Source organism: Rheinheimera sp. ATLC3, assembly GCF_059429535.1.
Genome location: NZ_CM182103.1, coordinates 2,284,725 through 2,311,546, shown reverse-complemented (window position 1 = coordinate 2,311,546; position 26,822 = coordinate 2,284,725). Strand labels below are relative to the sequence as shown.

Sequence of the window (26,822 nt, the reverse complement as noted above, 5' to 3'; positions counted from 1 at the left end):
GTTATATATCCACTAACTAAGCTTGGCCTTCACGACCGGGCTGTTATAATGGCCGGCATTGTGCTTAGCGAGACTTTCTGATGGATGTATCTTACCTGCTGGACGGGCTGAACGATAAACAACGCGATGCGGTAGCCGCACCACCGCAACATATGCTGGTACTTGCCGGTGCCGGCAGTGGTAAAACCCGCGTGCTGGTGCATCGTTTAGCCTGGTTGATGCAGGTAGAGCGCGTCGCACCATACAGCCTGTTGGCGGTCACCTTTACCAACAAAGCCTCACAGGAAATGCGCGGCCGTATTGAGAGCACCATAGGTGTTAGCCTGAATAACTTATGGATGGGTACCTTCCACGGTTTGTCACACCGTATGCTGCGCGCACATTATCAGGAAGCCGGTTTACCGCAAGGGTTTCAGATCATTGACAGTGATGATCAGTACCGACTGGTAAAACGGGTGCTGAAAGCACTTAATCTGGACGAAAAGCACTGGCCACCGAAGCAAATACAATGGTTTATCAACGCCCGTAAAGACGATGGCTTGCGGCCAGGCATGATAGATGCCGCTGGCGATTTCAGCCTGCAACAGATGGTAAAAATATACGCAGCCTATCAGGACATGTGCGACCGCGCCGGTTTAGTCGATTTTGCTGAGATCCTGCTGCGCAGCTTCGAGCTGCTAAAGCAAAACAGCGAAGTGCGTGGCCATTATCAACAGCGTTTTCGCCATATCCTGGTAGACGAGTTTCAGGATACCAACGCTATTCAGTATCAGTGGCTAAGGTTATTAGCAGGCAACAGCGCCAAAGTAATGATCGTCGGTGACGATGATCAGTCTATTTACGGCTGGCGTGGCGCCCGGGTAGAGAACATACAAACCTTCTTAAAAGACTTCCCCGATGTAGAAACAGTGCGGCTGGAACAAAATTACCGCTCTACCGCCACTATCCTCAAAGCAGCCAATGCGGTGATTGCCAACAATAATGACCGCCTGGGCAAAGATCTTTGGACGGACGGCGCCGAGGGCGAGGTTATTTCGTTATATACTGCCTTTAATGAACTGGATGAAGCGCGCTTTATCGTTGGTCGCATCCGCGACTGGCACAAGCAAGGAGATCGCTTATCTGAGACGGCGATTTTGTACCGCAATAACGCGCAGTCACGGGTATTAGAAGAAGCATTAATTCAGGAAGGCCTGCATTATCGTATCTACGGAGGCTTGCGTTTCTACGAGCGGCAGGAAATTAAAGACGCGCTGGCCTACCTGCGTATTCTGAGTAATCGCCAGGACGACGCCGCGCTGGAGCGGGTTATTAATACCCCGGCACGCGGTATCGGTGACACTACGCTAAATAAAGTGCGCGAGTTTGCGCGCGCTCAGCAGCAAACACTGTGGCAAAGCCTGCAACAGATGCTGGCACAAAAACAGCTTACCGGCCGCGCTGCCTCAGCCATCGACAGCTTTACGCAGCTGATTGAACAGTTGGATAGCCAGGTTGCTGAATTGCCGCTGCACGAACAAGCAGAGCACGTGATTAAACAGTCCGGCCTGTATGCGATGTATCAGGCAGAAAAAGGTGAAAAAGCCGAAACGCGCATTGAGAACTTAAACGAGCTTATCACCGCCTGTCAGAACTTCGACGAAAGCCGCGCCGAAGATATGACGCCGCTGGCGGCATTTTTGTCACAAGCTGCATTGGAGGCTGGTGAATATCAGGCTGAAGAGCACTCAGACGCCGTGCAACTGATGACACTGCACAGCGCCAAAGGTTTAGAGTTTCCGCTGGTATTTATCTGTGGCCTGGAAGAGGGCATGTTCCCCAGCCAGCAAAGCGGCGACGACCCGACGCGTCTGGAAGAAGAGCGCCGCTTATGTTATGTCGGTATGACCCGCGCCATGAAGAAACTGTATTTAACTCACGCTGAAAGCCGCCGCCTGTATGGCCAGGAGCAATACCACAAACCATCACGTTTTATCCGCGAAATTCCGGCCGAATATCTGGAGGAAATCCGCCTGACCACTCAGGTTAGCCGGCCCACCCAGTTTAACCGCTTTGGCAGCGCGGCATCACATGTTGCTTTCGAGAACACTGGCTTTAAGCTCGGCCAGCGCGTTTTGCATGATAAATTTGGCGAAGGCACGGTACTGAATTACGAAGGCACCGGCAGTCAGTCACGTATTCAAGTCAACTTTGATGGCTTGGGCAGCAAATGGTTGGTCACGGCCTACGCCCGTCTGCAGGCTATTGGTTAATGACTGAACAGATGCCGCTGGCTCAACTGGCGCAGTGGCAGCAGCGCGCTGCACAGTATCATATCCGATTACCTGTGATCTGGCAGGGTGACAAAAGTACATTGTTATCGCAAACCGCTACGTTACTTCAAGCACAAGCAGGCAAGGTTTACTGGTTAGGCGCCGATGCACCGCCAGCGGCTACCGACCTTACTGCAAAAGCGGCGTATCAGTTATTGGGCACAGAGTGCGATATACTGGTCATCAATGCTTTTGATGGTTTTAATGCCGACCTCGTTGCCGCATCAGCCGGTTGTGTAAAAGCCGGAGGCTTGTGGTTTTTACTCTGTCCACATTTTGAGCTGTGGCAGCAGCAACCTAACCCTGCACATAAGCACCTTTTACCCTATCCGCTCGACGCCAGCTCACATCAGGGGCAGTTTGTGTCGTTCTGGCTTACGCTGCTACAACAGCAGAACATCATTCTGTTACGCGATCAGCAACTGCTGCGACACCTCAGTTGGCCTGAGCTGCCAACCTGGGAAAAACCTGAACAGCCTTATATTACGACAGAACAGCAACAGGCTGTTACGGCGATACATCGCGTGGTTAGCGGGCATCGCCGCAGGCCGCTGGTGCTAACGGCAAACCGTGGCCGGGGTAAATCAGCAGCTCTGGGCATCGCGGCAGCGCAGCTGGCAGAAGCTGGAAAGCGCATTCTGCTTACCGCACCATCGCCGAACGCAGCGCAAACCGCGCTGCAGCACTTCCGGCAACTAACTACACCTGAAAGGCAGCATTTATTGCAGTTCATGCCATTTGATGCACTGCTGCGCAGTGACACAAAAGCCGATTTATTACTGGTAGACGAAGCTGCGGCTATCCCAACACCGGTATTACAACAATTACTGCACCGTTTCAGCCGTATTGTATTTGCCACTACCGAGCATGGTTACGAAGGCACCGGTCGCGGTTTTCAGCTGCGTTTTCAGCAGTATCTTAATGAACACAGCCCGAACTGGCGAAAGTTGCATATGCAACAGCCTGTGCGCTACCAGGCGAATGATCCGTTAGAGCAAACGATTTTTAACTGTTTCTTGTTGCAGCAGCCAGCTTGTGCCAATGAATATGATCACCAGAGGCCAACGCAATTTCAGTGCTTCGTCTACACAGACTGGGTTAATCATCCCGCTCTGTTACAACAGGTATTTGGCCTGCTGAGCCTGGCACACTATCAAACCCAGATAAGAGATTTAGCCGCACTGCTAGACAACCCACAGCTGGCTGTCGTCACGCTGCAGCAGGATAGCAAGGTGCTGGCATGTGCTTTGATAAGTAAAGAAGGTGAAATCCCTGCAGTGCTTGCCGCTCAGATCTACAGTTCTGAACGCCGCTTACAAGGCCATTTGCTGGCACAAAGCCTGGCATTTCATGTAGCCCGGCCAGATACCGCCAGCCAGAGATTATGGCGGATAATGCGTATAGCTGTGCAACCTGAATTACAACGGCGCGGCTTTGGTATGGCGCTGTTACAGCACATCAGGCACCTGGCAGTACAGCACGATGTGTTTTGCCTGGGCACAAGTTATGGCCTGACAACAGAGTTACTTGGTTTCTGGCGCCGGGCCGGCTATCAACCGGTTCGTCTGGGTAGCAGCACCGATAAAGCCAGTTCAGAATATTCAGTATTAATGTTACAGGCCGTGAAGTCCGACAAGCAGGGTGTCGACCTCCTGCAGCAGCAATTTGCGACCGTGCTGTATCAGAACCTACTGACTTACCCGCTGTTAGATACAGAACTGGCTGTATCACTGGCTGAGCCCGATAACCTGATAGCGCTAACAGCAGCAGAGATAGATCAACTGCGACTATTTAGCCTTGGTCAGCGCCCCTATGAACTTGTTCAGCATCTGCTGCTACGTTGGTTTAACCTGCACAAATCTGGCTTGCCTTTAAATCAGCAAGTATTATTCGCTGCGTTGCTGTGGCAGCGCTACCCAATAGCAGATATCACGATAAGACAGGGTTTCGACGGTAAAAATGCGTTAATACAATACCTGGCACAAATATTACGAAATAGTGACAGTTTTTTACCGCGTGGCTGATCAAACCAGTATTTTCTTTCATTTTTTTCTCACACAGGCTAAGGTGCGGCCAGTATTTTTCCGGTAATAAATTATGTTAATACTCCTGCCATTTATTAGTATGCTCTCAACCACTCCGGCTTTGGCAAACAGCTATTCCGGCTCAGAAAGGCGTACTTTGCAATCAGCGATCAGCAGTGCTTTACATTCTGCCGAGCTGACACGCTATTATCAGCTATGCAAAGAACAGCCTGCTGAGGGCGAGCAGCAAAGACCTACTGCAGATAAAGATCAGGCTCGCATGCTGGCACTGTTGCAGCAAAAAATACACAGCCAGAACATTGAACAGTTGCTGGCTGCAGATAGCCGTATAACCAAAACGATTTCAGCTTCTATAATTAAGCCTGCAAGCTGTGATGACGGTAAAGGCTTACAGACATTAGTTGATAACTATGAGATGGCTTTATTTACGCTGGATTTAGCGATGCCGCTAGAAAAACCGCTCAATGCAAAAAACACAGCAAATAAATCAAGATCTAACGCTGAGCAACAGGATATTCAGCAGCTTATTGCTCGGAGTCATGCAATAGCACTGGTGAACGTAGTCGATAAACAACAGCTAAATGCAGTACAGCAGGCAAACCATCTGCACCCGGACTATCAGGGCCGTTATGTTTTTAAAGTACAGCATGGTTGGCGTAGTACTGTGTCGCAATATCTCGGCATGCATATTTTTGTCGCCGACGGCGATATCGACAAAACGGCCAAACAGTGGTTGGTATTTCTTGATAAAAACGGCCATTTTATTAAAGCAATTGCGGCCGACAAGGCAGTACCTCATATTAGAGCATTGCAAAATGCCGACTGGCGCTATGATGTACATGGCGCGTTACATCGAAATTAAGCACCAATTTATCTAATAAGCCCGCATAGCGGGCTTTTTTATGGACGGCCAGCAGGTGGTAACATTCGATGCAGTTTTATGTCGGCAGTAAAACCCGCCGCGTTGTTGAGGGTGTTGAGTATTGTGCTGCAGCGGGGCGAGCAGCGGTGAACGATACGTTCTGGCCGCCAAACACAAAAAGGCCTACCGGTTAAGGTAGGCCTTCTGCTTTATGAGGCGCCTGGCGGTGAACTACTCTCGCATAGCGAATGCTACACTACCATCGTCGCAGCTGCGTTTCACTTCTGAGTTCGGAATGGGATCAGGTGGTTCCACAGCGCTATTGCCACCAGGCAAAAACGGTTTGTCTGTCTTTAACTTAGCAAGCTTGTAGTATGCACACTGTATTTCTGTTGGCTTTTCAGCCTAAAACATCTTTGGCGTTGTATGGTTAAGCCTCTCGGGCAATTAGTATGAGTTAGCTTAACGCCTCACAGCGCTTCCACACCTCACCTATCAACGTTGTGGTCTCCAACGACCCTTTAGCAGACTTAAAGTCTGAGGGATGACTCATCTTGTGGCCGGCTTCCCGCTTAGATGCTTTCAGCGGTTATCCGTTCCGAACGTAGCTACCGGGCAGTGCCATTGGCATGACAACCCGAACACCAGCGGTTCGTTCACTCCGGTCCTCTCGTACTAGGAGCAACTCCACTCAATCATCCAACGCCCACGGCAGATAGGGACCGAACTGTCTCACGACGTTCTAAACCCAGCTCGCGTACCACTTTAAATGGCGAACAGCCATACCCTTGGGACCGACTTCAGCCCCAGGATGTGATGAGCCGACATCGAGGTGCCAAACACCGCCGTCGATATGAACTCTTGGGCGGTATCAGCCTGTTATCCCCGGAGTACCTTTTATCCGTTGAGCGATGGCCCTTCCATACAGAACCACCGGATCACTATGACCTACTTTCGTACCTGCTCGACGTGTCTGTCTCGCAGTTAAGCTGGCTTCTACCATTACACTAACCGTACGATGTCCGACCGTACTTAGCCAACCTTCGTGCTCCTCCGTTACTCTTTAGGAGGAGACCGCCCCAGTCAAACTACCCACCAGACACTGTCCGCAATCCCGGTTCAGGGACCTACGTTAGAACATCAAACATACAAGGGTGGTATTTCAAGGACGGCTCCACGATAACTGGCGTTACCGCTTCAAAGCCTCCCACCTATCCTACACATGTAGGGTCAATGTTCAGTGCCAAGCTATAGTAAAGGTTCACGGGGTCTTTCCGTCTAGCCGCGGGTATACGGCATCTTCACCGCAATTTCAATTTCACTGAGTCTCGGCTGGAGACAGCCTGGCCATCATTACACCATTCGTGCAGGTCGGAACTTACCCGACAAGGAATTTCGCTACCTTAGGACCGTTATAGTTACGGCCGCCGTTTACCGGGGCTTCGATCAAGAGCTTCGCTTGCGCTAACCCCATCAATTAACCTTCCGGCACCGGGCAGGTGTCACACCCTATACGTCCTCTTACGAGTTTGCAGAGTGCTGTGTTTTTAATAAACAGTTGCAGCCAGCTGGTCACTGCGACTCTTCACTGCTTACGGAGCAAGTCCTTCACAGCAAAGAGCGTACCTTCTCCCGAAGTTACGGTACTATTTTGCCTAGTTCCTTCAGCCGAGTTCTCTCAAGCGCCTTGGTATGCTCTACCTGACCACCTGTGTCGGTTTAGGGTACGGTCACCAATACCTGAAGCTTAGAGGCTTTTCCTGGAAGCATAGCGTTAGCAACTTCGTCACCGTGGTGACTCGTCTCGTATCTCAGTCTTAAGCATCCGGATTTTCCTAAACGCTCAACCTACATACTTTCACGCGGACTACCAACGCCGCGCTTGCCTAGCTTTCTCCGTCCCCCCATCGCAGTATTGGCCGGTACGGGAATATTAACCCGTTTCCCATCGACTACGCCTTTCAGCCTCGCCTTAGGGGCCGACTCACCCTACCCTGATTAGCATGGGATAGGAACCCTTGGTCTTTCGGCGGGGAAGTTTTTCACTCCCCTTATCGTTACTCATGTCAGCATTCGCACTTCTGATACCTCCAGCAACCCTCCCGGGTCACCTTCACAGGCTTACAGAACGCTCCTCTACCACTTGTGCAAGCACAAGTCCGCAGCTTCGGTGAATGATTTAGCCCCGTTACATCTTCCGCGCAGGCCGACTCGACTAGTGAGCTATTACGCTTTCTTTAAAGGGTGGCTGCTTCTAAGCCAACCTCCTAGCTGTCTATGCCTTCCCACATCGTTTTCCACTTAATCATTACTTTGGGACCTTAGCTGGCGGTCTGGGTTGTTTCCCTTTTCACGACGGACGTTAGCACCCGCCGTGTGTCTCCCGAGTAGTACTCATTGGTATTCGGAGTTTGCATGGGGTTGGTAAGTCGGGATGACCCCCTAGCCCAAACAGTGCTCTACCCCCAATGGTATTCGCTCGAGGCGCTACCTAAATAGCTTTCGAGGAGAACCAGATATCTCCGAGCTTGATTAGCCTTTCACTCCGATCCACAAGTCATCCCCATCTTTTTCAACAGATGTGGGTTCGGTCCTCCAGTTAGTGTTACCCAACCTTCAACCTGCTCATGGATAGATCGCCCGGTTTCGGGTCTACACCCTGCAACTATTCGCCCAGTTAAGACTCGGTTTCCCTACGGCTCCCCTATTCGGTTAACCTCGCTACAGAATGTAAGTCGCTGACCCATTATACAAAAGGTACGCAGTCACACCACGAAGGTGCTCCCACTGCTTGTACGTACACGGTTTCAGGTTCTATTTCACTCCCCTTACAGGGGTTCTTTTCGCCTTTCCCTCACGGTACTGGTTCACTATCGGTCAGTCAGGAGTATTTAGCCTTGGAGGATGGTCCCCCCATGTTCAAACAGGATACCACGTGTCCCGTCCTACTCGTTTTCACTAAAAAGGCATTGTCGTGTACGGGGCTATCACCCTGTATCGCTCATATTTCCACATGATTCCACTAACACCAATCCAGCTTAAGGGCTACTCCGCGTTCGCTCGCCGCTACTAACGGAATCTCGGTTGATTTCTTTTCCTCGGGGTACTTAGATGTTTCAGTTCTCCCGGTTTGCCTCCTTAACCTATGTATTCAGTTAAGGATAGTGAGTAAACTCACTGGGTTTCCCCATTCGGACATCTGCGGGTCTAACGCCTCTTACCGGCTTCCCACAGCTTTTCGCAGGTTAGTACGTCCTTCATCGCCTCTGACTGCCAAGGCATCCACCGTGTACGCTTAGTCACTTAACCATACAACCCAAAAATGTTTTTGAATCGTACAGTGTGCTTTGCTATACACTCTCTCGCTTGAGTTCGAGAGGTTGCTTAGCTTGTTTTTTACTACTATCAGCTTGCCAAATTGTTAAAGAGCAGTTTGAGATTAAACTCAAATCAAATCATTCTCGTAAGAACAGTTTCATTTGAATTTCAACACACTAAAGGAATGGTGGAGTTAAGCGGGATCGAACCGCTGACCTCCTGCGTGCAAGGCAGGCGCTCTCCCAGCTGAGCTATAACCCCAATCTAGTTAATTTCGCTTTAGACAAGGCGCTTTCCTGTGAAGCATACTTAGGTATGCAAGCAGGGAAGCAACGCCGTATAACGCGGAATTTGGTGGGTCTGAGTAGACTCGAACTACCGACCTCACCCTTATCAGGGGTGCGCTCTAACCACCTGAGCTACAGACCCAATCTGTACGTGTGCTCTATCTCATGCAATCAATCATCTGTGTGAACACTTATAACTTCATGTCACTTTAGGTAAGGAGGTGATCCAACCGCAGGTTCCCCTACGGTTACCTTGTTACGACTTCACCCCAGTCATGAATCACAAAGTGGTAAGCGCCCTCCCGAAGGTTAAGCTACCTACTTCTTTTGCAACCCACTCCCATGGTGTGACGGGCGGTGTGTACAAGGCCCGGGAACGTATTCACCGCAACATTCTGATTTGCGATTACTAGCGATTCCGACTTCATGGAGTCGAGTTGCAGACTCCAATCCGGACTACGATACGCTTTAAGAGATCCGCTCACTGTCGCCAGCTTGCCTCCCTCTGTACGTACCATTGTAGCACGTGTGTAGCCCTACTCGTAAGGGCCATGATGACTTGACGTCGTCCCCACCTTCCTCCGGTTTATCACCGGCAGTCTCCCTAGAGTTCCCACCATTACGTGCTGGCAACTAAGGATAAGGGTTGCGCTCGTTGCGGGACTTAACCCAACATTTCACAACACGAGCTGACGACAGCCATGCAGCACCTGTCTTAGCGTTCCCGAAGGCACAACTGCATCTCTGCAATCTTCGCTAGATGTCAAGAGTAGGTAAGGTTCTTCGCGTTGCGTCGAATTAAACCACATGCTCCACCGCTTGTGCGGGCCCCCGTCAATTCATTTGAGTTTTAATCTTGCGACCGTACTCCCCAGGCGGTCTACTTAGTGCGTTAGCTGCGCTACTCACAGTACAAGACCACGAACAGCTAGTAGACATCGTTTACGGCGTGGACTACCAGGGTATCTAATCCTGTTTGCTCCCCACGCTTTCGCACCTGAGCGTCAGTATTGTGCCAGGGGGCCGCCTTCGCCACTGGTATTCCTCCAAATCTCTACGCATTTCACCGCTACACTTGGAATTCTACCCCCCTCTCACATACTCTAGCGTGCCAGTTTTGAATGCAATTCCCAGGTTGAGCCCGGGGCTTTCACATCCAACTTAACACACCGCCTACGTGCGCTTTACGCCCAGTAATTCCGATTAACGCTTGCACCCTCCGTATTACCGCGGCTGCTGGCACGGAGTTAGCCGGTGCTTCTTCTGCGAGTAACGTCAAAATGCTGTGCTATTAACACAACACCCTTCCTCCTCGCTGAAAGTGCTTTACAACCCGAAGGCCTTCTTCACACACGCGGCATGGCTGGATCAGGCTTGCGCCCATTGTCCAATATTCCCCACTGCTGCCTCCCGTAGGAGTCTGGACCGTGTCTCAGTTCCAGTGTGGCTGATCATCCTCTCAAACCAGCTAGGGATCGTCGCCTTGGTGAGCCATTACCCCACCAACTAGCTAATCCCATATAGGTGCATCCGATAGCATGTGGCCCGAAGGTCCCACACTTTGGTCCGTAGACATTATGCGGTATTAACAGTCGTTTCCAACTGGTATCCCCCTCTATCGGGCAGCTCCCTATACATTACTCACCCGTCCGCCGCTAAATCCAGGAGCAAGCTCCCTTCATTCGCTCGACTTGCATGTGTTAGGCCTGCCGCCAGCGTTCAATCTGAGCCATGATCAAACTCTTCAATTAAAAGTGTTTGCTGTCCATAAAGGACTGCTCAGTCTTACTGACTTAAAACATATTTCTATGTAAGTCACTCAACCGATAAATTTCATTTTGTGAAATCCATCATAAGTGCCCACACAGATGATTGATTGCGAATTGTTAAAGAGCGTGCTTCGCTTAGAAGCGGGAGGCGTATGTTACACTTCCCAGATTTTAAGTCAAGCGTGACGATATTTCTTTTTTAAAACCTATCGTCACACCAGACTTTTTATCCCGTTTCACCGTGTTTACCACCACCGTGAAGCGAGGGCGCCATTTTAGTGATTTAAGAGAGTCTGTCAAGCGTCTTTTTTAAGATTTTTAACTTTCTTTCTAAACCCCTCGGAGACTGTGTTTTCGCAGCACCCCGTGGCATGGCGCGCATTATAGGGCGTTTTTAAACACGCGCAAGCGGTTAAGTGAGAAAAATTGGCTTTTTATGATCGTTCGAAGAAAAAACGCACGAAAAGCGCTTTTTTAGTACATTTACTGCATAATAACTCAGCATTGGAGGGAATTATGACAATAAGAGCTTATAAAGGTGTATCGCCGAAACTGGCAAAAGGAGTTTATGTAGATGATTCCAGCGTATTAGTCGGTGATATTGAATTAGCAGAAGACGTCAGTATATGGCCACTGGTTGCCGCACGTGGCGATGTTAACTATATCCGCATTGGTGCCCGCACTAATGTACAGGATGGCAGCGTGCTGCATTTGTCCCGGCCAAGTAAAGGAAAGCCAACAGGCTCGCCACTTATTATTGGCGAAGATGTTACCGTAGGCCATAAAGTGATGCTGCATGGCTGCAGACTGGGTAATCGCATTCTTATCGGCATGGGCGCTATTGTGATGGACGATGTCGTCGTAGAAGACGATGTGATTATCGGTGCCGGCAGCCTGGTACCGCCGGGTAAGCATCTGCAAAGTGGTTACTTATATGTAGGCAGTCCAGCGAAGCAAGCCCGGCTGTTAACAGAGGCGGAGCGCCTCTTTCTTAGTGAATCGGCCGCCAACTACGTTGTGCTTAAAAACGAATATCTGCTGGAGCGCTAAAGCCAGACCTCGCCATCGTTGTTGATTTCATCGGCAGCGATGGCTTGCTCTGCCTTATCTTCCCAAATAAACGCATCTTGCTTTACTTGGTACAGTGCTGTTTCACACGGCGCTGTACCAACCTTTATATAGCAGTTAACTTTGAGGCCGCTGACCAGGCAGCTGAATCTTACCGCCAGCTTATCCGCACAATAATCAAAGTCGTTATTGAAAATGATTTGCTGGTTCATGCCGTTAATTGTTCCTGCAGGGCTGTTAATACTCCATCTATTTTCGGGCGCTTACCGCGCCAGATATAAAACGCTTCTGCAGCCTGAGCTACCAGCATACCCAATCCATCCGCTTGCTGTGGCACCCCCTGCTGCTGTGCCCACTGCAAAAATGGCGTCGGCTGAGCACCGTATAGCATATCGTAAGCCAGCAGACTCTGCTTAACATGCTTAGCATCAATGTCAGGACGCTCACCAGTTAAGCCGGTCGAGGTAGCGTTAATGACAATCTGATAAGGTTGGCTTGGAATGTCGCTGTAGCCGGAAACTGCTACTCTGTGATCAAAATTAATTGCTATCGCTTCTGCTTTACTGACAGTGCGGTTTGCCAATACCAACTTTGCAACACCTGTATCGAGTAACGGCCCTATTGCTCCACGACTGGCACCACCCGCCCCCAGCAGCAATACCGTGGTGCCAGCCAGATCAACACCTAGCCTTTGCAAATCCGCGATCAGCCCAACGCCATCAGTATTATCACCGGCCAATTTACCTTCGCTATCTATATAAAGTGTATTTACCGCACCAGCTTGTCTTGCCCGGACTGATAGCCTTTCTGCCATCAGATAAGCTTGCTCTTTAAAGGGCACGGTAACATTGCCGCCCCGGCCACCAGCGGCAACAAACTGCTGCCAGCAGTCGGCAAAGCCATCAACCGGTGCTAAAATGGCGTCGTATTCGAGCTGCTCACCCAGTGATGCAGCAAACAGCCGATGAATAAACGGTGACTTAGAATGATTTATCGGGTTACCGAACACAGCATAGCGATCCACAGAACATGCCCATTAAGAAGTTAGTGCAGATGATTGTTAATAAAACCACTTCAAATAGCAAGGCACACCCGACTCCGGAACAAACCCCTTACCAGATTATGGGGGGCGAAGATGCAGTGCGTCGCTTGGCGAACAGGTTTTATGACATAATGGCAACCGCGCCAGAGGCCGCTGAGCTATATGCCATTCATCCATTACCTCTTGATACTATCCGACAAAAGTTTTTTGAATTTCTATCAGGCTGGCTGGGTGGGCCAGGGTTGTTTGAGCAAAAATATGGCCATCCTCGGCTGCGAGCACGCCATCTGCCCTTTACCGTGAACGAAAAACTGCGCGATCAATGGATGTTCTGTATGAACCAGGCGCTGGATGAAGTGGTTGAAAACGAAATGCTGCGCGAAGGTATTCGCCAGTCGATAGGTCAACTGGCGAGCCATATGATCAACTGTTAAGGCTGCAGTTTTAACCAATCCTGCGGTTTTAAATAGCGCTGGTACAACTCAGCTTCAGCACTACCTGCTTCTGGTTGGTACCCGTATTGCCAGCGCACCAGCGGTGGCATCGACATTAAGATTGACTCAGTACGGCCACCACTTTGCAAGCCGAACAAGGTTCCCCTGTCATACACCAGATTAAACTCAACGTAACGACCGCGACGGTATAACTGGAACTGCCGTTCACGTTCGCCATATGCTGTGGCTTTGCGTTTTTCCACAATCGGCAGATAGGCCGGAACAAAGGCCTCGCCCACCGCTCGCATTAATGCAAAGCTTGTATCAAAACCCGGCTGGTTTAAGTCATCGAAGAACAAGCCCCCCACACCACGGGTTTCACCACGGTGTTTTAGATAGAAGTATTCATCACACCATTTTTTATAAGCGGGGTAATACTGCTCACCAAAAGGGTCGACGGCATCTTTGGCGGTCTGGTGCCAATGCACCACGTCCTCTTCAAACGGGTAATACGGCGTTAAGTCAAAACCGCCGCCGAACCACCACACCGGTTGCTCACCTGCCTTTTCCGCGATAAAAAACCGCACATTGGCATGCGTGGTCGGTAAATAAGGATTATTCGGATGGATAACCAAAGACACACCGCAGGCATTGAAACTACGTCCAGCCAACTCCGGCCGGTGCGCAGTTGCCGAGGCCGGCATGTTAGCGCCAAACACGTGCGAATAGTTAACCCCAGCTTGTTCAAATACGGCACCACCGGTCAATACCCGGCTTTTACCTCCACCGCCTTCTTCGCGCTGCCAGGCGTCTTCGACAAACTTTGCTTTGCCATCAGCCGACTCAAGGCTGCTGCAAATGCTGTCCTGCAACTGCTGCAGAAACTGTTGTACTGCCGTTAAATGCTCATGCGGTTGTGTCTGTGTCACCTTAACTCCTTACAATATCGCCGGTTAACGCATTGCGGATTTGGCTCGGCTGTGTTGCGCCGCCCAAAGCGCCCGGCATAATAGCCGATAACAGCGAACCTAAACTTTGCTCCAGCTCAACCGGATCAGTTATCGACGGCTGGCCAGATAAATTTGCGCTGGTTGACACCAGCGGTTTACCGTAAGCCCGGCAAAGCTGCCGCACAACCGGATGGGCACTGACCCGAACGGCGATGGAATCGAACTGACCGGTAATCCATTGAGGGGCCGTCGTGCTGGCCGGCAGCACCCAACTGACGTGGCCTGGCCAGGTTGCAAAAATTTCGTCGCGCTTTTCCTGTGGTATAGCGGTATCGTTCACATAGGGTAAAAGCTGCGAATAATCGGCAGCAATCAGGATCAGGCCTTTTTCCACCGGGCGTTGCTTTATCGCCAGTAACGCCATTACAGCCGCTTCATTATCAGGATTACAGCCCAAACCAAATACAGCCTCTGTCGGGTAGGCGATTACACCGCCATTATTCAGGGCCTGAATTACAGATTCCAACGCCGTCATTTATTACAGTTACTCCTGTATCCGAACGGAAATTCACAGTTAAAATGTTCTTCGCTTGCGCAACTGGCTATAATAGCGCCTTCACGCTTTTAGTTCATCACGTTCAGAAGGAAACAACAATGCAAGTTGGTATCATCATGGGCTCCACCTCAGACTGGCCTACTATGAAAAACGCCGCTGATATGCTGGATAAATTCGGTATTACCTATGAAACCAAAGTTGTTTCCGCACACCGCACACCGCAGTTACTGGCAGATTACGCCAGCAACGCAGCCAGCCGTGGTTTAAAAGTCATTATCGCCGGCGCCGGTGGCGCTGCGCACTTACCAGGTATGGCGGCAGCTTTTACCAGCTTGCCAGTGTTAGGTGTACCTGTGCAGTCCAAAGCACTAAAAGGCCTGGACTCACTATTATCCATTGTTCAGATGCCAAAAGGCGTTGCCGTGGGCACCTTAGCCATCGGCGATGCCGGTGCAGCCAATGCCGGTTTATTAGCGGCACAAATTCTGGCGACCTACAACCCAGAACTGATGGCAAAAATTGATGCGTTTCGTCAGGCTCAAACTGACACTGTATTAAGCCAACCAGATCCATCGCAGGTACAGTTATGAAGGTATTAGTGCTGGGTGCTGGTCAACTGGCCCGCATGATGTCGCTGGCCGGAGCACCGCTGAACATCACCATCAGTGCCTATGATGTTAACAGTGACAATATAGTGCACCCGTTAACACAGCAGCCCTTAGGTAAAGGTTTGGATAAGGCTATCGCCGACGCCGACGTTATTACAGCGGAATTTGAGCATATTCCCCTGCCAATATTGGCGCAGTGCCAGCAAAGTGGTAAATTTTTGCCCGGCGAAACTGCGATAAAAGCAGGCGGAGACCGCAGATTAGAAAAGCAGCTGCTGGATGACGCTGGTGTACGTTCAACCGCCTACCATATCGTTAATAACGAAGCAGATTTTCATCTGGCAGTCAGCAAACTAGGGTTACCCTTAGTGTTTAAAAGTGCATTAGCTGGTTATGATGGTAAAGGACAGTGGCGCTTAAAGCGTGCCGAAGATACCTCGGAACTTTGGCAGCAGCTACAAGCTTTTCTCGCAGCCGATACCAGCCAAAGCATCGTCGCCGAGCAGTTTATTCCGTTTCAGCGCGAAGTCTCATTGATTGGTGCCCGTCAAGCCAACGGTGATATAAAGGTTTTCCCTCTGACCGAAAACCACCACGTTAACGGCGTGCTCAGCGTATCACTGGCTGTTGACGGTAATAAGCAATTGCAACAACAAGCTGAACAAATGTTTACCGCAGTGGCTGAGCAGCTCAATTACGTTGGTGTATTAGCGATCGAGTTTTTTGACGTTAACGGCGAACTGTTGGTTAACGAAATAGCACCGCGGGTACATAACTCCGGCCACTGGACACAGCAAGGTGCCGATGTTTGTCAGTTTGAACAGCATCTGCGGGCGGTTTGCGGTTTGCCATTGGCTAGCACAGCATTAGTGCGGCCAAGCCTGATGGTAAATATACTCGGCGAAGACAGCGTGCCAGAAGCCATCCTTGCAATACCGGGCTTACATCTGCATTGGTACGGTAAAACAAAACGTGCAGGCAGAAAGATGGGCCACATTAATTTGTCCGGCGCTACGACATCAGAGCTAAAAGCCCGGTTTGAAAAATTAATAAGGTTGCTACCGGAAACTGCGTTTCCTGAACTGGCAAAAATGGCAGCCAGGCTGAGTTAAAAATTTAAACCGGCGCTATTGTGGCGCCGGTTGTTTTGCAGCACAGCGCTTGTCCGCACAAAACAGCTGGCCCTTTTTTTCTATCAGCAAACCAAAACCACAATCTGAGCACTGCCCGGCGACAGGTTTGTCATTCAGTAAAAACTTACACTTTGGATAGTTATCACACCCCCAGAAGTGCTTGCCAAACTTGTTTACCCGTTCGGTTAAATGGCCATCCTTACATTTAGGGCAGGCCAGGCGCTCAGCTGACGGTTTATCATCCTGCTCATGCACAATAAAATAGCATTGCGGATAGTTTGTGCAGCCGATAAACATACCATAGCGGCCATTTTTTACCGCTAAAGGTGCACTGCATTCTGGACAGGCCTCAGAATCCAGCACTTTCACAATAGCAGTTTCATGCTGATGCAGCGCCTTGATATAGTGGCATGCCGGGTAAGCACTGCAACCCAGGAAAGGGCCGTTTTTACCGGATTTCATTGCCAAAGGTTGTTGACATAATGGACATAATTGCTGCTGTTGCGGCAGCGAGAATAGCGCAGAGTCGTCAGTCATAAGTTAAAGGCCGCTTAATGCAGCGGCCCTTCGGGTTCATCAAAAATTAAGTCTTCCATCTGAGCATAGGCAGATTCATGGCCGGGTACATTGAACAACACCATCAGCACCACCCACTTCAAATCCTCCAGACTGATACTGTTACCATCTAAATCCATCACTCTATCAATCACCATTTCACGGGTAACAGCATCAAGTACATTGATCTGCTCCAGAAACAGCAGGAAGCCCTGACACTCCACTTCCAGTTTTGCCAGTTCAGGCGCACTGTAAATACGAGTTGCGTTGGACGCTCCTTTTGATAAGTAAGGCTTGACGTGACTTTCCTGCAGCGCAGACAGATTGTCGAGCCATTTTAGCGCTTTAAAGATATCGTCGTCATGAAAACCCGCCCGGCTTAGCTCTTTGGTCAGATCAGCATGATTAACGTAAATGTCAGATTCGTTGTGGATATAATTTTCGAACAGGTAAACGAGGATATCAAACATACTCAGGCACTCCTCACTCTTATGTAGCCACCGGGAACTGCTGCTACTTCTCCAGCCAACTCCAGCTGCAGCAGCGCTATTGTTGCATCAGCTATCACCAAACCGGCGCGCTCTGCAATCAGATCAACTGCGGTAACTTCATCTCCTACGTTAGCCAACAACTGACAGGCAAACAAGTCCGTTTCAGTACTTTTTTCTTGCTCATTGCTACTTTTTAGACAACTTTGACTGAAAAAGCTCCATTCTTCTACTATATCGGCCACACCGGTGACCAGTTTAGCGCCTTGCTGAATTAACGCATGGCAGCCCGCAGACTGTGGGCTGTATACCGAGCCCGGCACAGCAAACACATCCCGGCTGTACTCAGCTGCCAGGTTAGCACTGATCAAAGTACCGCTTTTCAGCGCCGCCTCAACCACTATAGTACCGATACTTAATCCGACTACTATGCGGTTACGCTGTGGAAAAAACTCGGCTCTGGCTTGCACATCCGGAAAATACTCCGATACCAAGGCGCCTTGTTCAGCGATGGTCTGTGCCAATATCTTGTTAGACGAAGGATACACCTGCTCTAAACCATGGCCCAGTACAGCTATTGTCAGACCACCTGCATTTAGTGCACCTTTGTGGCTCTCGCTATCAATGCCACGGGCCATACCACTGGTAACCAGGTAGCCCTGCTGCGTCAGCTCAGCCGCAAAATTATAAGCCACTTTGCGCCCGGTTGGGGTTGGCTGCCGGCTTCCAACCATTGCCAGTTGCTGTTGCGACAACAGCTGCGGATCACCTTTTACAAATAGTAATAATGGAGGCTGTTTCGTTTGTTTCAATAGCGACGGATAGCGTGCATCGGCATAAGTTATAACATGATGGTTTTGTGCTGCATCTAACCAGCGCAACGCAGCTTCTGCTTTAGGTATAGCTTCATGCGCCAGCAAATATGCCTGGCGCTCGGTAAAACCAATATTACGTAACGTGCTTGCTGGTAGTTGAACCAGCTCAGCAAGTGAGATGTGCTCGCGAAGTCGCTGGTACTTCAGGCCATCCAGGCCATGCACAGAGGCTAAAGCGAGCCAGTTATGGAGTTCATCCATGACAAACCGGCTCCCTGAGATTTGTTACAGGTTGGCGATCATGTCACCAACACGGATAGGCCGTTGGGTTTTGGTCACGATAGCGAAGCTGGTGCGCTCGGATACTTTAAATACCATCAACTCCCCCACTTTCTCCCGTGGCAGCGTAATAGTATCTTCACCAAAATTCTTAAACATCTTTTGAAGCTTGTTTGCATCCTCAATATATACCGGACCGTTTTTGCCATCGATCACTGTAGGAGAGTTACGGTAAATACCCAACATATGTCCGGCCTTCAGTTCACTCAGCGTGCCACGGTTCAATACCACGATATCCCATTTAGAGAACTCACGCAGGTTAGAGGTGGTATCGATAATAGTACCAGTAACATCAAACTCCGGCTTTTGCATCACAAAGAAAGCGGGTAACGCTTGCCCTTCCAGCGCAGGCATCACCCGGTCGCCTTGTTTGATCTCGCGCTTAACACTAAGCACATTCAAAGACGATGCCTCTGCGGGTGTATCCTCTGTCGCTTCGCGACCACTTCTGAAAGCGCGCGCAGTTGCAATTAACGTAGTTTCGTAACCAAGCAGATCGCCGGTTTCTAAATCAATATAGGGCTTGCCTTTACGATACACGCCATATGATGCACCACTTTCCAGTACGCCCTTGGCATAAATGGTATGGTCACCGACGGAGTTCTTAACATTGGCATTCGAACCCAGAATATAAGGTAATGCGTTGATCTGTTCATCATCAAGTGATTGTTCGAACGTAAGATAATGACGGATCATACTCAGCGGCAACGTACTGACAGCATCTCCGCCTTTCATCGTTTTACGAATACCGGGAGATAAACGTTTTACATTGTCATTTACTATCAGCCGTGGCCTGCCCTGAGCATCGTAAGTTAACGTTAGCGTATCACCGGGATAAATCAGATGCGGGTTATCAATCTGCGGGTTCATCTGCCATAACTGAGGCCACAACCAGGGTTCGTTCAGGTACAGTGCAGAAATATCCCACAGCGTGTCGCCTTTTTTCACCACATAGTTTGCAGGAGCATCGTCACGGATCTTTAGTACGTCCGCAAACACGTTAAAACAGCCACTCAATACAATCAGAGTGACAATCATTGCAATTTTTTTCAGCATGCCTGCATCCTTGAGCTCGATCTTGTTGTAATTATTGCACACTAAGCTGTTAATACAGCGGATTAATGGCTAAAATTAAAACATACCACAACCTTTGAAACAAAGCATATTTTTGTAGGTGTTATGGCAGTTTTACAAGTTTTACATTTCCCGGATGAACGGCTACGTACAGTAGCAAAACCGGTAGACAATATTACACCCGAGATTCAGCAGTTAGTGACTGATATGCTCGACACTATGTATGACGAGAACGGCATTGGGCTGGCAGCAACTCAGATCGATGTGCACCAGCGCGTTGTGGTGATCGATATTTCTGAAGAGCGTAATGAACCCATGGTGTTTATTAACCCGGAAATTACCGCCCGTAGTGGTGAAACCAGCTATGAAGAAGGCTGTTTGTCTGTGCCACAGAACTACGCCAAAGTTGAGCGGGCAGCTGAAGTAACCGTAAAAGCGCAAGACCGGGACGGAAACTGGTTTGAACTGCACGCTGACGGCTTGCTGGCTATTTGTCTGCAACACGAACTCGATCATTTACTCGGTAAACTGTTTATCGATTACCTGTCTCCGCTAAAGCGGGATCGCATCAGGAAAAAGCTGGAAAAAGAAGCCAAAATGGCGCAGCGCCACGCGCTGTAAGCAGGAACGACTGTGACCACTCCTTTACGTATTATTTTTGCAGGCACGCCCGATTTCGCGGCGCGCCACCTGCAAGCACTGTTAAATTCTGAACATGATGTTGTTGCTGTATATACCCAACCCGACCGCCCGGCTGGCCGCGGCCAGCAATTGCAACCCAGTGCGGTAAAACAGCTGGCAATGCAGCATAATGTCAGCGTGTACCAGCCTAAATCATTGAAAAAAGCCGCTGCACAAGCCGAACTTGCTGCTTTAAATGCAGATTTAATGATTGTTGTCGCCTACGGGCTTATTCTGCCTCAGGCTGTATTGGATACACCTAAGCTGGGCTGCATTAACGTGCATGGTTCTTTATTGCCCAAATGGCGCGGTGCAGCGCCAATTCAGCGGGCCATTTGGGCTGGCGATACGCAAACCGGTATTACCATTATGCAAATGGATGCCGGCTTGGATACCGGTGCCATGCTGAGCAAAGTCAGCTGTGAAATAAGCAATACAGATACTAGCGCATCGTTGTATGAAAAACTGGCACAGCTTGGCCCGGGTGCCCTACTGCAGGCACTGGCAGAGCTGCCCCGGTTGCAACAACAGGCGCAGGCTCAGAATGATGATTTAGCCAGCTACGCGGAAAAACTGCACAAAGACGAAGCCGAGCTCAATTTTGCGAAAAGTGCTGTTGCACTGGAACGTGAAATAAGAGCTTTCAACCCCTGGCCGGTAAGCTATATCAGCCTGCCACAGGGTACCGTTAAAGTGTGGCAGGCCCGCACACAAAACAGCACCACCACGTCGCCAGTTGGCACAGTAACCGGAGCAGATAAACATGGCATTCGTATCGCCTGCGCCGAAGGTGAGCTGATTATCAGTCAATTGCAGCCACCGGGTAAAAAGCCAATGGCGGCGCCAGACTTTCTGAATGGCCGCGCCGACTGGTTCAGCGTAGGCAGCATTATCGGTCAGCCTGAATGAACCTAAGTGTAAGGGCCCTTGCTGCCCGTAGCTGTTTTGATGTGGTTGATCAGGGGATGTCGCTGTCCGACGTGTTGCCTAAGGCTCAGGCTTTACTTGACAACCCGCTGGATAAAGCGCTGCTGCAGGAAATCTGTTTTGGTGTTATGCGCTATCTGCCTCAGTTGGAGGCTGTATGCAGCCAACTGATGGCTAAACCGCTGGTAAAGCAACTACGACCTTTGCAGTTTTTGTTGTATGTCGGTATTTATCAGCTGAAGTTTATGCGAATTCCGGATCATGCCGCGATAAGTGAAACAGTAGAAGCGGCGCGCGAGTTAAAAGGCCAGTCGTTAACCAAATTGATTAATGGCGTGCTGCGCAATGTGCAGCGCCAGCAAGACCTGTTTAATTTCGATGCCGCACCGACCGCAGTTAAATATAGTCACCCGGGCTGGCTAATCACCGCCTTGCAACAGGCATATCCCGGGCAGTGGCAGGCGATACTCGAAGCTAACCAGCATAAGGCCCCGCTATGGCTCAGGGTCAATGTCAGCAAAGTTAGTGCCATCGATTATGCCGCAGCCTTAACCCGTGCCGGTATCGAATACAGCCGGCCACTGGCGGACCTGCCAGCTGCAATTAAATTAGCGCAAGCGCAGGATGTCACCACCCTGCCCGGGTACAGCGATGGCTGGTTTTCAGTGCAGGATGCGGCAGCCCAATATGCTGCAACCTTGCTCGATGTGCAAAACGGCCAACAAATACTCGATGCCTGTTGCGCGCCGGGCGGTAAAACCTGCCATTTGCTTGAACTTGCGCCTGATGCCAGCGTAACGGCACTGGACAAAGACGCCAGACGTCTGGTACGGGTGCATGACAATCTGGCAAGGCTTGGCCTTACTGCCAAGGTGATTGCCGCCGACGCCAGCGAACCGGCCACCTGGTGGCAAGGCCAGCTGTTTGACCGGATTCTGCTGGACGTCCCTTGCTCAGCCACCGGCGTAATACGCCGCCATCCGGATATCCGCTGGCTGCGCAAGAAGGCAGATATTCCAGCTCTTGCCGAACTGCAACAGCGTATACTGCAGCAGTGCTGGGCCCTGCTGGCGCCGGGTGGTAGCCTGCTGTATGCAACCTGCAGTGTGCTACCGCAGGAAAACAGCATGCAGATTGAACAGTTCTTACAGCAAAACAGTGATGCCAGTTTAGTCGCGCTGCCGCATCAGCCAGACAACGCGAACTACGGCTGGCAAATACTACCTGGCGAGCGCGATGTGGACGGTTTTTTCTATGCCCGGCTGGTTAAACAGGTACGCTGACATTTATCAGCCTTAATAGCGAGATAGTGAGCAAGCATGAAGATTATTATCTTAGGCGCAGGTCAGGTTGGTGCCACGCTGGCAGAAAACCTGGTGGGTGAGCAAAACGATATCACAGTAGTAGATATTAATATCGACAAGCTCCGGGCCTTGCAGGACAGATTTGACTTACAGGTGGTGCATGGCCACAGCTCACACCCGGATATTTTAAAAAAAGCCGGTGCAGAAGACGCTGATATGATCGTCGCGGTAACCAACAGCGACGAAGTAAATATTGTCGCTTGTCAGGTGGCATACAGTATTTTCAGTACTCCGCTTAAAATTGCCCGCATCCGCACCAACCAGTATCTGAAGTATCGAGACCAGCTGTTTCATAAAGACGATATGCCGGTTGACCACTTCATTGCCCCAGAGGCTTTGGTTACCAACTATATCCGCCGGCTGATTGACTATCCGGGCGCTTTGCAGGTGGTAGAATTTGCTGGTGGCAAAGTCAGCCTGGTTGCAGTCAAAGCCTACTATGGTGGTCTATTGGTTGGCCACGCATTATCTGCGCTGAAAGAGCATATGCCGAATATCGAAACCCGGGTAGCTGCTATATACCGTCGCGGTCATGCGATAAAGCCACTTGGCACCACTATTATTGAAGCCGATGACGAAGTGTTTTTTGTCGCCGCAACGAAACATATCCGTGCGGTAATGAGTGAACTGCAAAAGCTTGAGCGCAGCTACCGTCGCATTATGATTGCCGGCGGCGGCAATGTCGGCTTTGGCTTGGCCCGGGCGCTGGAAAAAACCCACAGTGTAAAACTGATAGAGCGCGGTAAAGAACGCGCCGAATTTTTGTCCAGCTCGCTGGATAATACCGTGGTGTATGTTGGTGATGCATCAGACCCTGAGCTGCTAGAGGAAGAAAACATTGAGCAGGTCGATGTGTTTATTGCGGTTACCAACGACGATGAAGCCAATATTATGTCGGCCATGCTGGCCAAGCGCATGGGCGCGCAGAAAACCATGGTGCTGATTAAGCGCGGTGCCTACGTTGATTTGCTGCAGGGCGGCGAAGTCGACATCGCTGTGTCGCCGCAACAGGCAACTATCTCGGCGTTGCTGACGCATATCCGCCGCGGTGATATCGTGAATGTGTACTCGCTACGCCGCGGGGCAGCTGAAGCCATCGAAGCTATTGCCCACGGTGACAGCAGCACCAGTAAAGTCGTGGGAAAACAAATTGGTGCAATCAAGTTACCACCGGGTACCACTATCGGCGCTATAGTGCGCGGCGATGAAGTATTAATTGCCCACGACAGTACGGTAATTGAAACAGACGATCACGTTATCCTGTTTATGGTGGATAAGAAGCATATCGTTGAAGTAGAAAAACTATTCCAGGTCAGTGCAATCTTTATCTGACACTTGATGCCGGCCCCGCCGGCGTCAGTCTTTCCAGAAAGCTGGGGTGAACAGCACCAGCAGCGTGAACACCTCAAGCCGGCCAAACACCATGGCAACAATCAGCAGCCATTTGCTGCTATCCGGGATAGCGCCGAAATTCGCTGCCACTTCACCAAGGCCGGGGCCTAAGTTATTTAAACAGGCGGCCGTGGCGGTAAAGGCGGTAATATTATCCAAGCCGGTCATCAGCAGTAACAGCATAATGACGACAAACACCAGCGCATAAGCTGCGAAAAAGCCCCATACGGCTTCAACAATGCGATCTGCCACTGGCCGTCGGCCCAGTTTAATGGCGTACACCGCCCGGGGGTGAATAAGCCGGTTCAGCTCACGGATCCCCTGTAAAAACAGCAGTAACACCCGCACTACTTTTAACCCTCCGCCGGTAGAGCCGGCGCAACCACCAATAAAGCTGGAAAAAATCAGCAATATCGGTAAAAACAAGGGCCAGGCGGCAAAACCGTCGGTAGCAAACCCTGCGGTGGTCGATATCGATACCGCCTGAAATGCAGCATGGTTCAGGGCTTCGGCGCTACTGCTGTAGACATTGGTATACAGCAATACGGCAAAACAAATCAGCACCAGCGCGGCCTGTATCAGTAGAAACGCTTTAAATTCAGGGTCGCGAAAATAGGTGCTGACACTTTTGCCACGGATAGCAGCAAAATGCAGTGGAAAATTCACCGCGCCTAATAACAAAAACAAGATACAGATAGCGTTGATCAGCGGGCTTTGAAAATGACCAATACTTGCATCGTATGTAGAAAAACCACCTATAGCTACAGTAGAAAACGCATGGCATATCGCATCGAACCAGTCCATGCCTGCCAGATAAAATGACAAAGCGCAGGACAGTGTTAATGCCAGATAGATATACCACAGATGCTTTGCTGTATCGGCTATGCGCGGAGTCATCTTGTTATCTTTTACCGGGCCCGGTGTTTCGGCACGGTACAGCTGCATGCCCCCTACACCCAGCATCGGCAAAATGGCAACGGCCAGTACGATGATCCCCATACCGCCAAGCCATTGCAGCTGCTGGCGGTAATACAGAATGGCTTTTGGCAGAAACTCAATGCCCGTCAGCACCGTAGCCCCGGTCGTTGTCAGGCCGGAAAAGGCTTCAAACATCGCACTGGCAAGATTCAGGTGCGGATTGCTGGCCAGCATAAACGGAATAGCCCCTACCGCCCCCAGTACTATCCAGAACAAAACGACAATTAAAAAGCCGTCCCGAACTTTCAGCTCTTCTTTATATTGCCGGTTTGGATACCAGATCAGAAAGCCGATAACCACGCACAGCACAAAAGACAGAATAAAGGGTACGCCGGCACCATCCTTATACCAATAAGCTACAAATGCCGGCGGCACCATGCTAATGCTGAAAATCGCAATCAGCAGCCCCAGGATCCGGATTATCGAGCGGTATTGCATACCCTGTTGGCGTCCTTAGGTGTTAAGCCAGCTTAAGTTCACGGGTCATATTTTCGTTGCGGTCCTGATGCACGATGATGTTATCTTCAATACGAATACCACCATATTGGCGGAATGCATCAATTTTCTGCCAGTTAATGGCGCTATCGTGCTCAGTGGTTGCCAAATCGGCCAACAGGCTGTCGATAAAATACAGACCAGGCTCAATGGTAAACACCATATTTGCCTCTATCGTACGGGTACAGCGCAGGTAAGGGTGGCTTTCCGGTGCTGCCACATGGGTGCCGCGCTCATCAGCCATAAAGCCGCCAACATCATGTACCTGTAATCCCAGATGATGGCCTAAACCATGCGGGAAGAACGTACGGCTGATCTCTGTTTCGACAATCGCATCTGCTGACATACGGACGAAATCAAACCGTTGCAGAATCTCTGCAATACGCTGATGACATTTCACATGCAGCTCGCCGTATTTCAGGCCCGGCTTTAGTGCCGCAGCCAGCTCCAGCGTCACGTCATTTACAGCCGTGATCAGGCTGGCAAACTCGTCCTGAGTATCGTAACTGTAGGTACGGGTGATATCCGCCGCATAGCCATTAAACTCAGCACCGGCATCAATAAGAAACGAATGGCGCTTGGCTGGCGCAGTGCGTTCCAGTGCAGTGTAGTGCAAAATAGCGGCATTCTGATTCAGCGCGATAATATTGCCATAGGGCACTTCGTTCTCGGTTTGACGCACCGCGGCAAGATACGCCAACTGAATATCAAACTCGCTGCCACCGGCATAAAATGCCGCTTTAGCAGCGTTATGCCCTGCCACTGCCATTTGGTTAGCGATACGCAGGCAAGCCTGTTCATATGGCGTTTTATATGCCCGGTAAAAGTGAATGAAATTCAGTACCGGCTCGGGGTTAATTTCACTGAAACCTAATGCACGGGCAACTTCCAGGTACTCGCCTAAATATGCCATGCGGCCTTTGTCGTAAGGCAGCAGCGTTTCCACCTTATTGGCTTTGTCGAGCAACTGGATATCAAAATGCTCAGCCCAATATTCATGCGGCTCATCCGGTACTTTGTGCCAGAAGTCTTTTGGCCGGTAGAAAATCAGTTTTGGCTTGTTTACGCCGTCTACAATCAGCCAGCAATGTGGGTTATCAATTACCGGTAGCCAGGCCTTAAACAGCGGGTTGGCTTTAAACGGGTAATCCATATCATCAAGAAACTTACGCTGGGTCTGGCCGGAATGAATAACCAGTGCATCCAGATTTTCCCGCTCTAATAAACGGCGGGTGCGCAGTTGTAACTCGGTAATATGGGCCTGGTACAGGCTCTGATAAGAAGCTGTCATAAGTGTCTGACCTGTTGGCTGAAAAATATGCGGGGCATC

Annotated in this window: 21 protein-coding genes, 2 tRNA genes and 3 rRNA genes; 11 read left to right on the top strand and 15 right to left on the bottom strand. The window is 50.3% G+C overall.

Annotated elements, in window-relative coordinates; genetic code table 11:
- Positions 1 to 80: 80 nt before the first annotated feature.
- The 3 genes from uvrD (at position 81) to AC5SV9_RS10660 (ending at position 5,219) form a co-directional block, all read left to right on the top strand.
- Positions 81 to 2,252, top strand: a complete 2,172-nt coding sequence (uvrD, locus tag AC5SV9_RS10670) for a DNA helicase II (protein ID WP_475152334.1) — start codon at positions 81 to 83, stop codon at positions 2,250 to 2,252.
- The gene (locus AC5SV9_RS10665; RefSeq protein ID WP_475152331.1) at positions 2,252 to 4,336 is read left to right on the top strand and encodes a tRNA(Met) cytidine acetyltransferase TmcA; all 2,085 of its coding nucleotides are present in this window, start codon (positions 2,252 to 2,254) and stop codon (positions 4,334 to 4,336) included. The genes uvrD and AC5SV9_RS10665 overlap by 1 nt, the downstream gene beginning before the upstream one ends.
- A 73-nt stretch (positions 4,337 to 4,409) precedes the next feature.
- The gene (locus AC5SV9_RS10660) at positions 4,410 to 5,219 is read left to right on the top strand and encodes a hypothetical protein (protein ID WP_475152329.1); all 810 of its coding nucleotides are present in this window, start codon (positions 4,410 to 4,412) and stop codon (positions 5,217 to 5,219) included.
- A gap of 218 nt (positions 5,220 to 5,437) precedes the next feature.
- On the opposite strand, the gene rrf is transcribed toward AC5SV9_RS10660, so the two are convergent.
- The 5 genes from rrf to AC5SV9_RS10635 form a co-directional block, all read right to left on the bottom strand.
- Positions 5,438 to 5,552 (bottom strand): 5S ribosomal RNA (gene rrf, locus AC5SV9_RS10655).
- 93 nt (positions 5,553 to 5,645) lie between these two features.
- Positions 5,646 to 8,528: ribosomal RNA gene (locus AC5SV9_RS10650) — 23S ribosomal RNA — on the bottom strand.
- A 194-nt stretch (positions 8,529 to 8,722) separates the two neighbouring features.
- Positions 8,723 to 8,798: transfer RNA gene (locus AC5SV9_RS10645), tRNA-Ala, on the bottom strand.
- A 91-nt stretch (positions 8,799 to 8,889) separates the two neighbouring features.
- Positions 8,890 to 8,966: transfer RNA gene (locus AC5SV9_RS10640), tRNA-Ile, on the bottom strand.
- A gap of 72 nt (positions 8,967 to 9,038) precedes the next feature.
- A 16S ribosomal RNA gene (locus AC5SV9_RS10635) occupies positions 9,039 to 10,575 on the bottom strand.
- Together the 16S, 23S and 5S rRNA genes with 2 tRNA genes alongside form the textbook arrangement of a ribosomal RNA operon.
- 534 nt (positions 10,576 to 11,109) lie before the next feature.
- On the opposite strand from AC5SV9_RS10635, the gene AC5SV9_RS10630 reads away from it, so the two are divergent.
- Entirely contained in the window at positions 11,110 to 11,643 is a 534-nt protein-coding gene (locus AC5SV9_RS10630) for a gamma carbonic anhydrase family protein (RefSeq protein ID WP_475152321.1), read from the top strand.
- Here AC5SV9_RS10630 and AC5SV9_RS10625 read toward each other — a convergent pair.
- The gene (locus AC5SV9_RS10625; protein WP_475152319.1) at positions 11,640 to 11,873 is read right to left on the bottom strand and encodes a DUF1488 family protein; all 234 of its coding nucleotides are present in this window, start codon (positions 11,871 to 11,873) and stop codon (positions 11,640 to 11,642) included. The two genes, AC5SV9_RS10630 and AC5SV9_RS10625, sit on opposite strands and share 4 nt — an antisense overlap.
- The gene (gene aroE / locus AC5SV9_RS10620; RefSeq protein WP_475152318.1) at positions 11,870 to 12,685 is read right to left on the bottom strand and encodes a shikimate dehydrogenase; all 816 of its coding nucleotides are present in this window, start codon (positions 12,683 to 12,685) and stop codon (positions 11,870 to 11,872) included. The genes AC5SV9_RS10625 and aroE overlap by 4 nt, the downstream gene beginning before the upstream one ends.
- 29 nt (positions 12,686 to 12,714) lie before the next feature.
- On the opposite strand from aroE, the gene AC5SV9_RS10615 reads away from it, so the two are divergent.
- Positions 12,715 to 13,137 carry a group II truncated hemoglobin gene (locus AC5SV9_RS10615; RefSeq protein ID WP_475152315.1) on the top strand — a complete coding sequence of 141 codons (423 nt, stop codon included), beginning with the start codon at positions 12,715 to 12,717 and terminating at the stop codon, positions 13,135 to 13,137.
- On the opposite strand, the gene hemF is transcribed toward AC5SV9_RS10615, so the two are convergent.
- Both hemF and tsaC read right to left on the bottom strand, forming a co-directional pair.
- Complete coding sequence (gene hemF, locus AC5SV9_RS10610; protein ID WP_475152314.1) at positions 13,134 to 14,066, bottom strand: oxygen-dependent coproporphyrinogen oxidase; 933 nt, start codon at positions 14,064 to 14,066, stop codon at positions 13,134 to 13,136. The two genes, AC5SV9_RS10615 and hemF, sit on opposite strands and share 4 nt — an antisense overlap.
- Before the next feature lies 1 nt (position 14,067).
- Positions 14,068 to 14,622 (bottom strand): L-threonylcarbamoyladenylate synthase type 1 TsaC, encoded by a 555-nt coding sequence (tsaC, locus tag AC5SV9_RS10605; protein WP_475152310.1) that lies wholly within the window; start codon positions 14,620 to 14,622, stop codon positions 14,068 to 14,070.
- Positions 14,623 to 14,741: 119 nt separating this feature from the next.
- On the opposite strand from tsaC, the gene purE reads away from it, so the two are divergent.
- Positions 14,742 to 15,233 carry a 5-(carboxyamino)imidazole ribonucleotide mutase gene (gene purE, locus AC5SV9_RS10600; protein WP_475152309.1) on the top strand — a complete coding sequence of 164 codons (492 nt, stop codon included), beginning with the start codon at positions 14,742 to 14,744 and terminating at the stop codon, positions 15,231 to 15,233.
- Positions 15,230 to 16,363: a 5-(carboxyamino)imidazole ribonucleotide synthase gene (locus AC5SV9_RS10595; RefSeq protein WP_475152306.1), complete on the top strand. Its 1,134-nt coding sequence runs from the start codon at positions 15,230 to 15,232 to the stop codon at positions 16,361 to 16,363. The genes purE and AC5SV9_RS10595 overlap by 4 nt, the downstream gene beginning before the upstream one ends.
- 15 nt (positions 16,364 to 16,378) lie before the next feature.
- Here the strand turns inward: AC5SV9_RS10595 and AC5SV9_RS10590 are convergent, their stop codons facing one another.
- Genes AC5SV9_RS10590 through AC5SV9_RS10575 form a run of 4 tightly spaced genes read right to left on the bottom strand, consistent with a single transcriptional unit; the run spans position 16,379 to position 19,637 of the window.
- A complete protein-coding gene (locus AC5SV9_RS10590; RefSeq protein WP_475152305.1) occupies positions 16,379 to 16,921 on the bottom strand; it encodes a DNA topoisomerase family protein in 543 nt (180 codons plus the stop codon).
- 14 nt (positions 16,922 to 16,935) lie between these two features.
- A complete protein-coding gene (locus tag AC5SV9_RS10585) occupies positions 16,936 to 17,409 on the bottom strand; it encodes a DUF494 family protein (protein WP_226766018.1) in 474 nt (157 codons plus the stop codon).
- 2 nt (positions 17,410 to 17,411) lie between these two features.
- Positions 17,412 to 18,503: a DNA-processing protein DprA gene (gene dprA, locus AC5SV9_RS10580; RefSeq protein ID WP_475152302.1), complete on the bottom strand. Its 1,092-nt coding sequence runs from the start codon at positions 18,501 to 18,503 to the stop codon at positions 17,412 to 17,414.
- Positions 18,504 to 18,527: 24 nt separating this feature from the next.
- The gene (locus tag AC5SV9_RS10575; RefSeq protein ID WP_475152300.1) at positions 18,528 to 19,637 is read right to left on the bottom strand and encodes a LysM peptidoglycan-binding domain-containing protein; all 1,110 of its coding nucleotides are present in this window, start codon (positions 19,635 to 19,637) and stop codon (positions 18,528 to 18,530) included.
- 123 nt (positions 19,638 to 19,760) lie between these two features.
- On the opposite strand from AC5SV9_RS10575, the gene def reads away from it, so the two are divergent.
- The 4 genes from def to trkA are packed head-to-tail and all read left to right on the top strand — an operon-like array spanning position 19,761 to position 23,959.
- Positions 19,761 to 20,276, top strand: coding sequence for a peptide deformylase (gene def, locus AC5SV9_RS10570; protein WP_475152297.1), 516 nt, complete (start codon positions 19,761 to 19,763; stop codon positions 20,274 to 20,276).
- A 12-nt stretch (positions 20,277 to 20,288) separates the two neighbouring features.
- Positions 20,289 to 21,245, top strand: coding sequence for a methionyl-tRNA formyltransferase (fmt, locus tag AC5SV9_RS10565; protein WP_475152296.1), 957 nt, complete (start codon positions 20,289 to 20,291; stop codon positions 21,243 to 21,245).
- The gene (gene rsmB / locus AC5SV9_RS10560) at positions 21,242 to 22,546 is read left to right on the top strand and encodes a 16S rRNA (cytosine(967)-C(5))-methyltransferase RsmB (protein ID WP_475152294.1); all 1,305 of its coding nucleotides are present in this window, start codon (positions 21,242 to 21,244) and stop codon (positions 22,544 to 22,546) included. The genes fmt and rsmB overlap by 4 nt, the downstream gene beginning before the upstream one ends.
- A 36-nt stretch (positions 22,547 to 22,582) precedes the next feature.
- Positions 22,583 to 23,959, top strand: coding sequence for a Trk system potassium transporter TrkA (gene trkA, locus AC5SV9_RS10555; RefSeq protein WP_475152291.1), 1,377 nt, complete (start codon positions 22,583 to 22,585; stop codon positions 23,957 to 23,959).
- Between the two features lie 24 nt (positions 23,960 to 23,983).
- Here the strand turns inward: trkA and AC5SV9_RS10550 are convergent, their stop codons facing one another.
- Both AC5SV9_RS10550 and pepQ read right to left on the bottom strand, forming a co-directional pair.
- The gene (locus AC5SV9_RS10550; RefSeq protein WP_134053496.1) at positions 23,984 to 25,435 is read right to left on the bottom strand and encodes a TrkH family potassium uptake protein; all 1,452 of its coding nucleotides are present in this window, start codon (positions 25,433 to 25,435) and stop codon (positions 23,984 to 23,986) included.
- Positions 25,436 to 25,457: 22 nt separating this feature from the next.
- Positions 25,458 to 26,783, bottom strand: a complete 1,326-nt coding sequence (pepQ, locus tag AC5SV9_RS10545; RefSeq protein WP_475152289.1) for a Xaa-Pro dipeptidase — start codon at positions 26,781 to 26,783, stop codon at positions 25,458 to 25,460.
- Positions 26,784 to 26,822: the final 39 nt, after the last annotated feature.

Excerpts from the sequence above, each read along its gene's own strand:
- uvrD (WP_475152334.1), top strand. The coding sequence starts at position 81 with ATGGATGTATCTTACCTGCTGGACGGGCTGAACGATAAACAACGCGAT.
- AC5SV9_RS10665 (WP_475152331.1), top strand. The coding sequence starts at position 2,252 with ATGACTGAACAGATGCCGCTGGCTCAACTGGCGCAGTGGCAGCAGCGC.
- AC5SV9_RS10660 (WP_475152329.1), top strand. The coding sequence starts at position 4,410 with ATGTTAATACTCCTGCCATTTATTAGTATGCTCTCAACCACTCCGGCT.
- AC5SV9_RS10630 (WP_475152321.1), top strand. The coding sequence starts at position 11,110 with ATGACAATAAGAGCTTATAAAGGTGTATCGCCGAAACTGGCAAAAGGA.
- AC5SV9_RS10625 (WP_475152319.1), bottom strand. The coding sequence starts at position 11,873 with ATGAACCAGCAAATCATTTTCAATAACGACTTTGATTATTGTGCGGAT.
- AC5SV9_RS10615 (WP_475152315.1), top strand. The coding sequence starts at position 12,715 with ATGATTGTTAATAAAACCACTTCAAATAGCAAGGCACACCCGACTCCG.
- tsaC (WP_475152310.1), bottom strand. The coding sequence starts at position 14,622 with ATGACGGCGTTGGAATCTGTAATTCAGGCCCTGAATAATGGCGGTGTA.
- purE (WP_475152309.1), top strand. The coding sequence starts at position 14,742 with ATGCAAGTTGGTATCATCATGGGCTCCACCTCAGACTGGCCTACTATG.
- AC5SV9_RS10595 (WP_475152306.1), top strand. The coding sequence starts at position 15,230 with ATGAAGGTATTAGTGCTGGGTGCTGGTCAACTGGCCCGCATGATGTCG.
- AC5SV9_RS10590 (WP_475152305.1), bottom strand. The coding sequence starts at position 16,921 with ATGACTGACGACTCTGCGCTATTCTCGCTGCCGCAACAGCAGCAATTA.
- AC5SV9_RS10585 (WP_226766018.1), bottom strand. The coding sequence starts at position 17,409 with ATGTTTGATATCCTCGTTTACCTGTTCGAAAATTATATCCACAACGAA.
- dprA (WP_475152302.1), bottom strand. The coding sequence starts at position 18,503 with ATGGATGAACTCCATAACTGGCTCGCTTTAGCCTCTGTGCATGGCCTG.
- AC5SV9_RS10575 (WP_475152300.1), bottom strand. The coding sequence starts at position 19,637 with ATGCTGAAAAAAATTGCAATGATTGTCACTCTGATTGTATTGAGTGGC.
- def (WP_475152297.1), top strand. The coding sequence starts at position 19,761 with ATGGCAGTTTTACAAGTTTTACATTTCCCGGATGAACGGCTACGTACA.
- rsmB (WP_475152294.1), top strand. The coding sequence starts at position 21,242 with ATGAACCTAAGTGTAAGGGCCCTTGCTGCCCGTAGCTGTTTTGATGTG.
- trkA (WP_475152291.1), top strand. The coding sequence starts at position 22,583 with ATGAAGATTATTATCTTAGGCGCAGGTCAGGTTGGTGCCACGCTGGCA.
- AC5SV9_RS10550 (WP_134053496.1), bottom strand. The coding sequence starts at position 25,435 with ATGCAATACCGCTCGATAATCCGGATCCTGGGGCTGCTGATTGCGATT.
- pepQ (WP_475152289.1), bottom strand. The coding sequence starts at position 26,783 with ATGACAGCTTCTTATCAGAGCCTGTACCAGGCCCATATTACCGAGTTA.